Source organism: Caballeronia sp. (genome assembly GCF_049581465.1).
Lineage (GTDB): Bacteria > Pseudomonadota > Gammaproteobacteria > Burkholderiales > Burkholderiaceae > Caballeronia.
Map to the genome: position 1 here is coordinate 1 of NZ_JBAUSA010001063.1, position 13,616 is coordinate 13,616.

The 13,616-nt window shown below is 61.3% G+C and carries 12 protein-coding genes and 1 pseudogene; 4 read left to right on the forward strand and 9 right to left on the reverse strand.

The annotated features are described in order from the left end of the window. On the reverse strand, positions 1 to 560 hold a 560-nt coding region (locus tag WCA53_RS25995; protein ID WP_423917218.1), incomplete at its 3' end, for an AsmA family protein. A 131-nt stretch (positions 561 to 691) separates the two neighbouring features. On the opposite strand from WCA53_RS25995, the gene WCA53_RS26000 reads away from it, so the two are divergent. Then, a complete protein-coding gene (locus tag WCA53_RS26000) occupies positions 692 to 1,390 on the forward strand; it encodes an ABC transporter ATP-binding protein (protein WP_423917222.1) in 699 nt (232 codons plus the stop codon). Then, positions 1,387 to 2,199: an ABC transporter permease gene (locus WCA53_RS26005; protein WP_423917225.1), complete on the forward strand. Its 813-nt coding sequence runs from the start codon at positions 1,387 to 1,389 to the stop codon at positions 2,197 to 2,199. The genes WCA53_RS26000 and WCA53_RS26005 overlap by 4 nt, the downstream gene beginning before the upstream one ends. A 68-nt stretch (positions 2,200 to 2,267) precedes the next feature. Here the strand turns inward: WCA53_RS26005 and ligD are convergent, their stop codons facing one another. The 4 genes from ligD to WCA53_RS26025 all read right to left on the reverse strand — a co-directional run bounded on the left by ligD (position 2,268) and on the right by WCA53_RS26025 (position 7,858). Further along, positions 2,268 to 4,988: a DNA ligase D gene (gene ligD, locus WCA53_RS26010; RefSeq protein WP_423917228.1), complete on the reverse strand. Its 2,721-nt coding sequence runs from the start codon at positions 4,986 to 4,988 to the stop codon at positions 2,268 to 2,270. A 90-nt stretch (positions 4,989 to 5,078) separates the two neighbouring features. Beyond that, entirely contained in the window at positions 5,079 to 5,978 is a 900-nt protein-coding gene (locus WCA53_RS26015; protein WP_423917231.1) for a Ku protein, read from the reverse strand. Between the two features lie 103 nt (positions 5,979 to 6,081). Beyond that, complete coding sequence (locus tag WCA53_RS26020; protein ID WP_423917236.1) at positions 6,082 to 6,666, reverse strand: DUF6013 family protein; 585 nt, start codon at positions 6,664 to 6,666, stop codon at positions 6,082 to 6,084. A 175-nt stretch (positions 6,667 to 6,841) separates the two neighbouring features. Next, positions 6,842 to 7,858, reverse strand: a complete 1,017-nt coding sequence (locus WCA53_RS26025) for a zinc-binding alcohol dehydrogenase family protein (RefSeq protein ID WP_423917241.1) — start codon at positions 7,856 to 7,858, stop codon at positions 6,842 to 6,844. Between the two features lie 123 nt (positions 7,859 to 7,981). On the opposite strand from WCA53_RS26025, the gene WCA53_RS26030 reads away from it, so the two are divergent. Beyond that, positions 7,982 to 8,932, forward strand: coding sequence for a LysR family transcriptional regulator (locus tag WCA53_RS26030; protein WP_423917244.1), 951 nt, complete (start codon positions 7,982 to 7,984; stop codon positions 8,930 to 8,932). Between the two features lie 9 nt (positions 8,933 to 8,941). Here WCA53_RS26030 and WCA53_RS26035 read toward each other — a convergent pair whose 3' ends face one another. Beyond that, positions 8,942 to 10,159: a cytochrome P450 gene (locus tag WCA53_RS26035; protein WP_423917247.1), complete on the reverse strand. Its 1,218-nt coding sequence runs from the start codon at positions 10,157 to 10,159 to the stop codon at positions 8,942 to 8,944. Between the two features lie 118 nt (positions 10,160 to 10,277). On the opposite strand from WCA53_RS26035, the gene serB reads away from it, so the two are divergent. Continuing rightward, positions 10,278 to 11,120, forward strand: a complete 843-nt coding sequence (gene serB, locus WCA53_RS26040) for a phosphoserine phosphatase SerB (RefSeq protein ID WP_423917250.1) — start codon at positions 10,278 to 10,280, stop codon at positions 11,118 to 11,120. A gap of 62 nt (positions 11,121 to 11,182) precedes the next feature. Here the strand turns inward: serB and WCA53_RS26045 are convergent, their stop codons facing one another. The 3 genes and pseudogenes from WCA53_RS26045 to WCA53_RS26055 all read right to left on the reverse strand — a co-directional run. Continuing rightward, entirely contained in the window at positions 11,183 to 12,382 is a 1,200-nt protein-coding gene (locus tag WCA53_RS26045; RefSeq protein ID WP_423917253.1) for a cystathionine beta-lyase, read from the reverse strand. A 76-nt stretch (positions 12,383 to 12,458) separates the two neighbouring features. Then, positions 12,459 to 13,115 carry a hypothetical protein gene (locus WCA53_RS26050; protein WP_423917256.1) on the reverse strand — a complete coding sequence of 219 codons (657 nt, stop codon included), beginning with the start codon at positions 13,113 to 13,115 and terminating at the stop codon, positions 12,459 to 12,461. A gap of 29 nt (positions 13,116 to 13,144) precedes the next feature. Then, positions 13,145 to 13,616, reverse strand: a pseudogene (locus WCA53_RS26055) (acetyl-CoA C-acyltransferase); the annotation flags it as partial.

Genomic DNA, 13,616 nt, shown 5'->3' on the forward strand with positions numbered 1-13,616 from the left:
GTGTTGACGACCACCTGCATGTCGGCTTTCGTGACCTGGTCCGCATACGCGATCGTGCCTCGATCCAGCGCGATGTCGTGCAAGTGCAGGTTCCACGCGGACGGTTCGGTAGAGTGCTTGAACTTGAGTGTCCAGTTATTGCGGTTGTCCTTGAGCCGTTCCAGATCGACTGATGGATTGATGAGATTAATGGTCGGAATAACGATGTCATGCGCGAGCAGCGGCAGGAGTGCGACCTGGAAATCGATTTCGTCGAGCGTGGCGAAAGACTTTTGCTGGGTCCAGTCCGGGTTCGCCACCTTGATATTTTGCGCGGAAAAGCGCGGCCACGGCACCCAGCGGCGCCAGCCGGTTTCACCCGGTGGCCGCTGCCAGCCGAGCTTCAGGTCGCCGGTGATCTCGAACTGCCGGCCGATGGCTTGCGACACTTTATCGTCGACCCAGGGGCGCGCCCGATTCCAGTCGAATGTCAAAAAGACGATCACGAGTATCGCGCTCAGTACAACCAGAGCAGCAACGAACCACGCGACGATCTTTCCGATTTTCCGGCCAACCGCCATGGTGGCTCCTTCCATTTTTCGTGATTGTCTTGGGCAGCACGTGCCGTGCCCACAACGGACCGGGCTCGCACGCGTCGTGAAACGCGGCTGATGAAGCGGGGCTGATTTATGATTGCGCTTCGAAAACGTCGATGAGCCAACCGCGCGCAATGCCCACAACAACGGACACGCCCCTGCTCCGCGCTACAGGATTAACCCGCTACGACGCCGGGCGCCACAAGGTCTTGCTGCATGCCACCACGTTTGCATTGTCGGGGGGTCAGCGCACCGTTATCACAGGGCCGTCCGGTTCGGGCAAGAGCGTGTTCTTGCGCGTCCTCGCGCTGCTCGATCCGTTCGATGACGGGGCGATCCAATGGCGCGGCCGGCCCGTCACGCCTGCGGAGATTCCCGCGTATCGGCGGCGCGTGGCTTACATCGCGCAGCGTCCCGCCATGCTCGACGGAAGTGTCGAAGACAATTTGCGCTATCCGTTTTCGCTGAAGGCCTATCGCGATGTCAGGTTCGATCGCGGCCGCGCCGTGCAGCTGGCGAACCATGCGGGCCGTGGGGCCGATTTTCTCGATAAGTCCGCGAGCGACCTGTCGGGGGGAGAAGCGCAGGTGGCGGCACTGATTCGTGTGTTGCAAGTCGAGCCCGATGTCCTTCTCCTGGACGAACCGACTGCATCGCTCGATCCCGATTCGGCACTTCAGATAGAAGCACTGGTGAACGCGTGGTTCGACAAAGGCCGCGCCGAGCGGGCGAGCATCTGGGTGTCGCACGATCCGGCACAGGCCAAGCGCGTGGGCGAACGCCAGATGGTGATGACGGCAGGCGTACTGACATGACCGGCTATCAGAGCCTGAGTTTGATCGATATCGCCATCGCGGCGGCGCTGATCGTGGTGAACGGCGCGTTATCGGTGGCGTTGAAGCTCGATCTGGAGCGCAAGCTTGCGATTGCCGCGGTGCGCACCGTCGTGCAATTGCTGGCGATCGGCTATGTGCTTGGCTGGGTGTTCCAGTTTGCGCGCTGGTATGTCGTGTTGCCGTTGATGGTGCTGATGACGTTGATAGCTGGCATTGCGGCATCGGATCGGGGACGGCGCACGTATGCCGGTCAACGGATGGACAGCATCGCATCCATATGGGTGAGTTCGTGGCTGGTTGCAGCCGTGGGATTGTTCGTCGTGATCCGCATTCACCCGTGGTACGAGCCGCAATACGCGATACCGATCCTTGGCATGATCCTGGGGAATACCTTGACCGGGGTGTCGTTGGGAATTGAACGGATGACCGAAGAATTGACATCGCGACAAGGCGTAGTGGACATGTCGCTGGCGCTCGGTGCGACCCGATGGGAAGCGGCGCAGGGACCGGCGCGCGCAGCGGTTCGAGCCGGGATGATCCCGACGTTGAACCAGATGACGGTGGTCGGATTGGTGAGTCTGCCAGGCATGATGACAGGACAGGTGCTGGCGGGCCAATCGCCTTTACAGGCGGTTCGATATCAGATCGTGATCATGTTTTTCATCGCGGCCGCCTCGGGACTGGGAACGGTAGGCGCCGTGTTGCTGACGTACCGGCGACTGTTTTCGCCGGAGCACAGGTTCATGGCGGCAAAGCTTGTGGAAAGACCAAGGCCGAAGAAAAAATAAGAGCGTCGCCAGACGGATACCGGCGACCAGCGAAAAGAGGCGCCCTCACCCCTTGGCCACCAATATCGCTAGCCAGCCATATCGAGGCGTTTTTTCATCGCAGCGGTGATGCGTTGCCGGATCTTGGCGTAGCCGGCCCATGGATCGGCTTTGAGCGTATCGAGCCGCTCGGGCAGGTTGCCGATGTTCCACTGATCGCCGCTCGTGGTGGCGTCGAGCTCGTCCCAGCCGATCGGCACCGATACGCCCATGCCGGGGCGCGCCCGCAGCGAGAACGCGGCGACCGTGCTCGCGCCGCGGCCATTGCGCAGATAGTCGATAAAGATCTTGTCCCGCCGGTTCTGTTTGCCCATTTTCGCGGAGAAGTACTTGGGCAGCGTGCTTGCCATGTGCTGTGCGATCGCTTGCGAAAACGCCTTGACCTCGTCCCAGCCGGCTTGTGGCGTGAGCGGGACAACGACATGGAGACCTTTGCCGCCGCTGGTCTTGCATACCGATTTCAGGCCGAGTTCGTCCAGCAAATCGCGCGTAACGCCTGCCGCTTCGATCATGCGACTCCAGCCAACACCCTCGCCGGGATCGAGGTCGAATACCATGCGGTCGGGCTTCTCGAGCTTTGACGCAAGCGCGTTCCACGTGTGCATTTCTATCGTGCCCATTTGCGCTGCGCCAACCAGCGCGCCAGCGTTCTCGATCGTGATGAGCGCGGGATGCCCCGGATCGATGCCGGGATGTTGCGTCACGTTCGGAATCGTCAGCTTCTGGCTGTGCTTCTGAAAGAACAGCTCCCCGCCGATATCCCCGGGCGCCCGCACGAGAGACACCGGCCTGTCTTGCAAATGCGGCAGTATCCACGGCGCTACAGCTTCGTAGTACGACACAATATCGAGCTTGCGAACACCCGTGGATGGATCGATCACGCGATCCGGATGACTGATCTTGACGCCCGCGACTTCGACACCGGCAGTCTTCATCTTCGTCGTCCCTCCCTTCGTTTGATCGCCCTTCGACACCACCTTGCTCGTCGGCTTCGGCTCCTCACGAACAATCTGCCGCGCCGGTTTATCGACTCTCAAACTGACAAACGATGCTTGTCGCACGATTTGCTCCGATGTCCATTCGCTGAAATTGCACTCCGCAACGAGCTCCGGCTTGACCCAGTGAACCGCGGTTCGGCTGCGCTCCTTGGGCGCTGCAGCGAACGGCATCGTCTTGACCTCGCGCGTATCCAGTTCCTTCTTCACGTGGCGCAGGGTGGATGCGTCAAAGCCGGTCCCCACGCGACCCGCGTATTGCAGCTTACCGCCCGTGTCGTAGACGCCCAGCAACAGCGCGCCGAACTCGCCTCGACTCCCCGACGGCTCCGAGTACCCGCCAATCACAAACTCCTGCCGACGCCGGCACTTCAACTTGATCCAAGAACTGCTGCGTCCGGACGAGTAACGACTATCGCGACGCTTGCCGATAATTCCTTCGAGCGCCATATCACACGCGCTTTTCAGCAGATCGCCCGCCCTGAAGTCAAAGTCATCGGAAAAGCGCAGCGCGTCTTCATCGAGCGGCTCAAGCAGCGCTTTCAGGATTGCGCGGCGCTGCACCAGCGGCACATCGCGCAGGTCATAGCCGTTCAAGTAAGGGATATCGAAAAAGTAGACCGAAATGTCTTCCGGACGGTTGGCATCGAAGGCGTTTTGCAGCTTCTGGAAGTTCGGCAAGCCCCTGTCGTCAAGCACGACCGCTTCGCCATCGAGCCATGCGGTTTCCACGGCGAGATCGTTCAGGGCCTTTACTTGGTCGGGAAACTTATCGGTCCAGTCGTGACCGTTGCGGGTAAAAAACCGCGTCGGCGCGCCTTTCGCGTTCCGGTCGATGCGAACCAGCACTCGATAACCATCGAACTTTATTTCATAGGACCACTCATCGCTCGACGGCGCGGCATCCACTAACGTCGCGAGTTGCGGTTTCAGCGCCGCCGGCAGCTTCGCACGCACCGCGTGCTGAATGGCCGGATGGTCCGCCAGTACGCGCAGGGATTCGGCGTTGCGAGCGACCACGATGTCCGGCCGCGGCCGCTCCGGGATCTTGCCCTGGTCCTTCTCCGCAAGCCGCTTCACCGGCGGTGCGGGCTTGGCCGATCTTGTCGATTTGGGCGCAGCCTTGCGCGTACCCGGCTCGCGTACTGCACCGTTCTTGTCGCGTGCCCCGAGCGAATCGCTCATCACACTGCCCGGCTCCTTTAGCAGTACGTCGTACTCGGCTTCGTTGCGCGCTTCGTCGTCGCGCTCCTTGATCAGAAGCCACTGCTCCTTGTCGCCGCTGCCGCGCATGTTGCTGCGCACAAGGGTCCAGCCGCCTCGCAATTTTTCGCCATGCAGTACGAACTTGAGCTTGCCCTTCGCGTAGGTTTCGCGAGCGTCGTCGAGCGTTCCTGCCTGCGGTTCCCACGTCCCCCGATCCCACACGATCACGCTACCCGCGCCGTAGTTCCCTTCGGGGATATCGCCTTCGAACGAGCCATAATCGATCGGATGATCTTCGACATGCACGGCCAACCGCTTCACCGATGGATCCAGGCTCGGCCCTTTTGGCACAGCCCATGACTTCAGCGTGCCATCCAGTTCGAGACGGAAGTCATAGTGCAGGCGACGCGCGTCGTGTTCCTGGATGACGAATGACAGCGCGGCCGCTCCGGCCTTCTTCGCCCGGCGCTTCGCCGCTTGTTGTCCAGACGGCTCCGGCGTCTGAGTGAAACGCCGCATGCGCTGGTAAGTGTCGAGTTTGTCGGCCATCGACGAATCGCCTCCTCTCTGATGCGCGGCCGCCTCGGATCAAGGCAAGGGGTTCAACTCAAGGTGCCGACGCAAAGGACCGCTAACAAGTCACGCGCGCTTCCTGCGTGTCGTCTTGCGAGCGGGCTTTGCAGCCCGTTCTTCCCCAGCGGCGTGCGAAGCGTCATCGCTCGCCGTGGCGCGTCTTGCGGGCTTGCCCTCCTTCAAACTGCGCTTGAGCAATTCAGAGAGATCGATAATCTCCGCCGATGCCTTGCGCGTCCCCGCGTCCTCCACGTCCGAGACTTCCGCAGTCTTGCCTTCCCGCACTTTCTTATCGACCAGCGCCATGATGTCGTCACGGAAGGTGTCGTGATAATCCTGTGGGTTCCAGGCGCCGCTCATGTCGTCGATCAGGCGCTGCGCCATGTCCAGTTCCTTCGCCGATACCCCGGCTTTCTTCGGATCTTCGGCAGGAAATTTGAACGCGTCGAAATCCCGTACTTCGTCGGCCCAGCGCAACGTGTTCAGCGCGAGCGCCGGACCGACCGGGATCAGCGCGGCGAGGTGCTGCTTGTTGTGCAGCACGACGCTTGCGATCCCGACTTTTCCCGATGCCTTGAGCGCGTCGCGCAATAGCGCATACACCTTCTCGCCTTTACGATCGGGCGCGAGATAGTACGGTGTATCGAGAGAGAGAAACGAGATGTCGGGCGCTTCGACGAAGGTGAGAATATTGACCGTTTGCGTCGATTCAGGATTGGCGGCGCGGATTTCCGCGTCGCTCATCACGACGTACTTGCCCTTCTCGTATTCAAAACCGCGCACGATATTTTCGCGCGTGACCTCTTTGCCGGTTTTCTTGTTGATCTGCTTGTAGCCGATGGGATCCATCGAGCGCTTGTCGAGCAGGTTGAACCCGACGCTCTCCGATTGCGTCGCCGGATAAAGCTGCACGGGGACATGGACCAGCCCGAAGCTGATCGCGCCTTTCCAGATCATGTGCGCCATGGCCTTCCTCGCTGCAACCCGTTGGATCGACGCGCCGCAGCGGCGCGTCCTGATCGTCGGGCCGCAGGAAACGTGCCACAGAGTAAGCGTTGTTCTTAAAGGCTTACTTGCGGCTGGCGCTGACCACGAGTTGAGTGCCGTCGCTGAGCGTCACGGTTTTGGCCGTGCCGCCGGTAGGCATCGTGAAATGGATCATCTGACTGAAGGCGTTATCGACAGGACATTGAAGCTTCTTGCCGTCAACCGTCACCGACGTTGCACCGTGCGGCGTGTGCGCCTGGAAACTCAACTGGATATCGGCGTCGCCGCGACTCGCGACGACGGCGGCAAAGCGAATCTTCACCTGGCGCACGGTCGTGCCGCTGGCGTTACGAATGGACTCCACGTTCGGGCATGCATCCGGCACGTTCTGCGCGCCTCCAGCGGGCGTGCTTTGCCAGGTGAAGTCGTCAGTTTGACCCGAGCGGATCGTACGCGTTTCCTGCGCGCTACCCCATGTCTTCGAGGTCATCTTGACCGTGTATTTGATCGGACCGTCATAGGCCACTTCCGACAGTTCCTTGATACCGGGCGTTGCATGGACCGACGCTGTTGCAACCCATGCAACCAGCGCCACCATCGCGAACAAACGCGGCGCGCGGTTCCCCTTCCTGCGTACCCGACGAACAAGACCAGATTGATCGATCATGCAATGGCACCTCCGTTTGCAGCCATGCTTGCAACCATCACACGGGAAGGCAGGCCGTGCCGGAGCGGCTCGAACCCGCTCACGGATATTCAGTCTAGCCTGAGTGGCGCCGCGGGTTGCTCATGGGAAACCCGTGGCGCATGGCCGCAATCGATCTTCACGCCATCACGTCTCGTCAAAATCCCGTCATGACGAGCTTGCCGATCGAGCGGCCTTCTTCCAGCAGCCTGTGCGCCTCACGCAGGTTGATGGCATCGATCTTACCGAGATCGCGGCCGAGTGTCGTCCTGATGACGCCATCGTCCACCAGGCGTGCGATCTCAGTCAGCAACTTGTGTTGTTCAATCATGTCCGGCGTGCCGAACATGGACCGCGTGAACATGAATTCCCAATGAAAGCCGGCACTTTTCGCTTTCAGTAATTCGACCGGGAGGGGTTCTGCGTTTTCCACGATCGAGCAGATCGTGCCCTGCGGCGCAATGACTTCAGCAGCGGCGGGGAAATGTTTATCGGTATCGTTGAAGATCAGCACATAGTCAACGGTGTCAAAACCCGCCGCCTTCAACTGTGCGGGGACATCGCCGAAATGGTCGACGATATGATCCGCGCCCAGCTCGGTCGCCCACTTCGCCGATTCCGGCCGCGACGCCGTTGCGATCACCTTGAGCCTGGCCACCTTCTTGGCGAGCTGGATACCGATGGAACCGACACCGCCCGCGCCGCCCACGATCAGTACCGACTTGCCTTCGTCGCGGCCCTCAACCGATACGCCCAGCCGGTCGAACAGCGCTTCCCAGGCGGTGATCGACGTCAGCGGCAACGCGGCAGCGTTCGAGAAATCAAGGGTCTTGGGCTTCACCCCGACGATTCGTTCGTCGACCAGATGAAACTCGCTGTTGGTCCCGGGCCGCGTGATGCTGCCCGCATAGAAAACGTGATCGCCAGGGCTAAACAAGGTCACGTCCGGGCCAACGGCTTCCACTACACCCGCCGCGTCCCAGCCAAGCACGCGGGGCGTCGTTTCGACCTTGTCCTTGGGCGCGCGCACTTTGGTGTCGACCGGATTCACCGCGATCGCTTCTATTTTCACGAGCAAATCGTGTCCGGCCGGCACCGGTTTGTCGATCTCGATGTCCATCAGGGAATCCGGATCGGAAATGGGCAGGTAACGCGTCAGGGCGATGGCTTTCATGGTCGGCTCCAAAAGATTCGGGAAATGATCGGGCGATGCTAATGCATGGCCCCAATGGTAGCGACGTGCGGCTTCCCGTAAGACCGTCATAATCACAGAAACATTCTTTTGAAGAAACAGATAATGACCGACCCTGGCTCGCGCGCTTCGAACGCCCGACTTGATTTGCTCGATGTCGCCCTCTTCGTGCGGGCGGCGGCGTTGTCGAATTTATCGGCGGCGGGACGGGAATTCGGTCTGTCCGCAGCCGTCGCAAGCGCTCGGCTTGCACAACTCGAACGCCAGCTCGGCGCGCGCCTTTTGCATCGCACCACGCGCCGGATCAGCCTTACCCAGGAAGGCGAAGTGTTCGCCGAGCGCGCCCGCGAACTGCTCGACGCAGCGGACGCCGCGCGCGCATCGGTCGGACATGCGTTCGAGCAACCGCAAGGACGTCTGCGCGTAAGCATGCCTTCATCGCTCGGGCGCCAACATGTATCCGCCGTCATTCCCGAGTTCTTGCGGCGGTATCCGGGAGTCAGTCTCGACTTGCACTTAAGCGATGAAGTCGTCGATCTCGTCGATAAAGGTCTCGACCTCGCCGTGCGCCTCGGCGCGCTTGCGGACTCGACACTGGTCGCCCGCAAACTGGCGACCAACCGGCGCGTACTCTGCGCGTCGCCCGCCTATCTCGAACGCTTCGGCATTCCGCGACATCCGCTCGATCTGGCACAGCACGAATGCGTCGTACTGTCGGACCAGAGGAACTGGGCATTCGTCACGCCGGCCGGTGTGGTCGATGTGCGCGTCTCTGGCCGCCTGGTCACGGACAACGGCGAGGTAATCCGCGATGCACTCGTCGCGGGTTTTGGCATCGGCGTGAAGTCGACATGGAGTGTGGCGCCCTTCCTGCATAGCGGCGAACTCGTATCTGTGCTGGATAACTATCCGCTAGCGGAAACGGTCGCAATCTGGGCGGTGTATCCAAGCCGCGTGTTCGTCCCGCCAAAGACCACGGCCTTCATCGATTTCCTGATCGGTCATTTTGGCGATCCGCCCTATTGGGATGTCGATCCGCAGCGCGTGAAGCGCTAGAGCTCCTGACTAGCGCACCACCACGGGTGCCTTAACAAACCCGCGAAACCGTGCCCGCGCCGCCCGCACCGGTGTTTCTGCCAGCCGATACCCCGGGAACCGCCCTACAAGGCGTCCGATCGCGATACGCGCCTCCAGTCGCGCCAGCGACAACCCCGCGCACTGGTGAATGCCGAATCCGAACGCCAGATGCCGGTTCGGTTCACGAGCAATATCGAAGAGATGGGGTGCTTCAAACTGTTCAGCGTCCCGATTCGCGGCACCGATGCAAAGCGTCACCGGCGTGCCACGCTGCACCGCCACCTCGCCAATGTGCGTGTCCGTGGTCGCAATCCGGTTGCCAAGCTGGTTTGAACTCTCGAAACGCAAACACTCCTCAATCGCTGTCTCGATCAACCCGGGATCGGCCGATAATCGCGCCCGGTGTCCCGGCCATTGAGCCAGCAACACGACGCCATTGCCAATCAGGTTGGTTGTCGTCTCATGACCCGCATTCAAAATGAAGATGCAGTTGTGCAGCAATTCGGCTTCGTCCAGGCGGTCCCCCGCCGCCTCACCCTGGATCAGCCGCGTGAGCACGTCGTGCTGCGGATCGCCCGGACGCGCTCGACGCCGCGCGACAAGTTTCACGAGGTAATCGATAAAATCCCCCACCGCGCGATTGCCGCGTGTTTCCTGTTCGTCCGTAAGCGTGGGTTCGAGCGCGCCGAGGATCGCGAGCGACCATTCACGCAATGGCCCACGTTCGTCATGTGGCACGTCGAGCAAATTTCCAATGACTTCCACGGGAATCGCCGACGCAAAATCATCGATCAAATCCATCTCGCCGCGCGCCTCTGCGTGGTCGAGCAAACCGTCGACCAGATTCACCAGCCCCGGCTCCATCGCGGCGATCGCGCGCGCTGTCAGCGCCCCGGCAATCAATTTACGCACGCGCGTGTGGCGCGGCGGATCGTTGAAAACGAGGCTGGTCGTGTGATGGGCGAACAACGGCGTGTCAGCGCCATACTTCGCCCCGAACTCCACCGTCTTGTCGGAGCTAAACGTCTTTGGGTCGCGATACACCGCCTGAACGTCGCGGTATCGCGTGAGGAACAGCGAGCCATCGGCCATTTGCTTGACCGGCTCATGCGTTCGCAACGCGTCATAGACCGGATAGGGATCGGCGTAGAACGAGGCGTCGAGCTTGCGCAGGTCGAAGGCCCGCGCGATGTCGGTCGGGGTCATGCGAGTCTCCATCGATTTTTTCGTGTAGCGATGATAACGGCGTGCGGGCCAGGCGCCATCGGCTGCGACCATTACAATGTCGCACCGTCAGCCCATTTTCAGAACTCGTGCGCCCGTCATGAACCTCGTCATCCAAAGTCCCGAACCGATCGCCGATTCGCATGTCAAGCCGCTTACGGCGCTCGCCCGCGCTAAACGAATCGATCGCGACGCAGCCGGTCACGTGTTGCGTCTCACGGATGCAGAACCGTTGCAGCGAGCCGATATCGACGCCTATTGCGGCACGCATCGCCTCGATTACGCGTTCATCGATCCCTCACTGCGGCTCGCCGACTTCGGCCTGGTCGCGATGGACATGGATTCGACCCTGATCACGATCGAATGTATCGACGAGATTGCCGATTTTTGCGGGCTGAAGAACGAGGTCGCGGCGATCACGGAAGCGTCGATGCGCGGCGAGATCAAGGATTTCAACGAGAGCCTGACGCGTCGCGTCGCGTTGCTCAAAGGGCTCGACGCAAGCGCGCTGGACCGCGTATATGAAGAACGGCTGCGCTTGTCGCCGGGTGCCGAGACGATGCTCGCCGGCGCTCGCGCGGCGGGCATGAAGACGCTGCTGGTTTCCGGAGGCTTCACGTTCTTTACTGAGAAGCTGAAAGCGCGTCTCGGACTGGATTTCACGCGCGCGAACACGCTCGAGATCGTCGATGGCAAGCTGACTGGCAAGGTGGTCGGTGAGATCGTCAACGCCGAAGTGAAAGCGCGCACGTTACGCGAAACCTGCGCGCAGCTCGGTATCGATCCGAGTCGGGCAATCGCGATGGGCGATGGTTCGAACGACCTGAAGATGATGGCGGCGGCGGGCTTGTCGGTGGCGTTCCGGGCGAAACCGGTGGTGCGCGAGGCTGCGTCGCTCGCGTTGAACTTCGTGGGACTGGATGGCGTGTTGCGGTTGTTTTGACGCTGGCGGCGGGTTCGCGTTCACGTGGCGAACACGCGCCGACGCGAAGCCGCCCAAGAACATCAGCCTGCCGTTAATCCCGCCAATGCCTGCTCAAGATCCGCGCGCAAATCCGCCTCGTCCTCCAGACCGATATAGAAGCGCACCAGCACCCCTTCGTGCGGCCATTTTACTGCCGTGCGCATTGACTTCATTCTGTAGGGCATGGCGAGACTGTTCGCGCCGCCCCAACTCCAGCCAATCGCGAAGTTATCCAGCGCCTCCACGAACGTATCGATTTGCGTCGCGCTGTAGCGCTCGTCGAAGACAACTGAAAACAGCCCACCCGCACCGGTAAAGTCGCGTTCGAAGAACTGATGACCCGGGCAATCGGGCAACGCGGGATGCAACACCGCCGCAATCTCGGGCCGCGTCTTCAGCCAGCGAGCAAGCGATAACGCGCTCCGGTCGTGCGCTTCGAAGCGGATTTTCATCGACGGGAGACTGCGCAGGACCAGCGAGCAATCGTCCGACGACACCCCTAGCCCCTGCCGCATCCGTGCGCGCTTCAATTCCAGGTGCACGGCTTTATCGGCGGTGATGGTCGCGCCCATCAGGAGGTCGCTGCCACCGGACTGATACTTGGTAAGCGCCTGCACCGAAATGTCGACACCGTGGTCGAACGGCTTGAACGCGAGACCGGCGGAATACGTATTGTCGATGGCAGTCAACACGTGGCGCGCACGCGCGACGGCCGCAATAGCCGGCACGTCCTGCACTTCCATCGTCACGGATCCGGGCGCTTCAAGCCAGATCAGCTTCGTGTTGGGCTTGATCAGCGCATCGATTTGCGCGCCGATCATCGGATCGTAATAGGTGACTTCAAGCCCGAAATCGGCGGCCAGCCAGTCGGCGTGTTCCCGATTGGGCGAGTAAGCGTTGTCCGGGATCAGCACGTGATCGCCGGCTTTGACAAATGCAAAATACACGTTCGATATCGCCGACAACCCCGACGGCTGCAACAGCGCGTGCTTGCCCCCTTCTATCACGGCGAGCCGCTGGGCCAGCGCAAGCGACGTCGGCGTGGCGTGCAGGCCATACCGCCATTGCGAGTCGTCAGTCCAGACGACCGCACGCATGGTAGCGAGATCCGGAAAAACAACCGTCGAAGCACGTGCGACCGGCACTGAAAACGAATCGAAACCGGGCGTGAGCTGATCTTCCGGATGAACGATGCGGGTCTGCAAGCTGCGCGTATCGGGGGGGTTGCTGGAATCGGTCATGAAGTGTCCTGCTTGATTTTTTGGCTTGGGATAAGTGGCGCGTGAGGTGCTTGAGGTGCCTTCGCGGGCGATCGAACTACTCGCCAATTGTCACGTTACTGGTTCCACCCACCGCGTTCGGAGGCGGCTGAACCGCAGCAGGCGGCGCGGGTTCGAGCGAAGGTGCCGCTTGTGAAGGCGCCGCTTGCGAAGGTGATTTTGGCAACTCGGCGCCTGCGACTGCAGGACGAAGCTCGAACGGCAAAGGATTGGAATCGTCGGCGTTCAGGCGCTCGCCGGAGATGCTGCCATCGGCCGCAAATTTACCGACCCAGTTTCCGGTGATGTGCGTGCCGTCGTTCGACTCCTCGATTTCGAGCGTATCGCCTTCACGGTCGCCAGCGACCAGAATGACCGCCGGACTTCCCGCAAACCGGTATTCGCCGTGGACGCCGGACGCTTCGTCGGTCTTGGCGCCGATCTTCATCTCGATCTGCTTGCCACCCAAGGTGCCGATATACACCGGAAAGTGGGCGTATTCCGGGTTCGGCGTCAGCGGTTTGGCGGGTGGCAACGCCAAGGTTTCGATCGCGTCATCCGTGCCGTGCGCGCGCAGGCCGTCGTCCGATGTGCCATGCGCGCGAGTGGCGGACACCACTTTGGAACCATCGGGCGGCATCGCGGAATTGCATCCCGCCAACAACGACAGCGCGAGCGTGCAAACGCTAAAAGCCGCCCTTCTCATTTGAATCATCGATAACGTCCCATGCTTTGCCTGCTTGATCAAATGCGCTCGAAGATCGCCGCGATACCCTGCCCGCCGCCAATGCACATGGTTACCAGCGCGTAGCGTCCGCCCACGCGCTGGAGCTCGTACAGCGCCTTCACGGTAATCAACGCGCCGGTCGCGCCGATCGGATGGCCAAGCGAAATGCCTGAACCATTCGGGTTGACCTTGGCGGGGTCGAAATTCAATTCCTTCGACACCGCGCACGCCTGCGCCGCAAACGCCTCGTTGGCTTCGATCACATCCAGGTCGCCGACGCTCAGTCCCGCGCGCTCCAAAGCCTTGCGCGAGGCAGGAATCGGGCCAATGCCCATGTACTTCGGATCGACGCCCGCGTGTGCGTACGCCACGAGCCGCGCGAGCGGCGTGGCGCCGCGTTGCTCCGCCACGCTGCGTTCCATCAGCACGACAGCCGCGGCGGCGTCGTTGATCCCCGACGCGTTACCGGCCGTCACAGTGCCGTTTTCC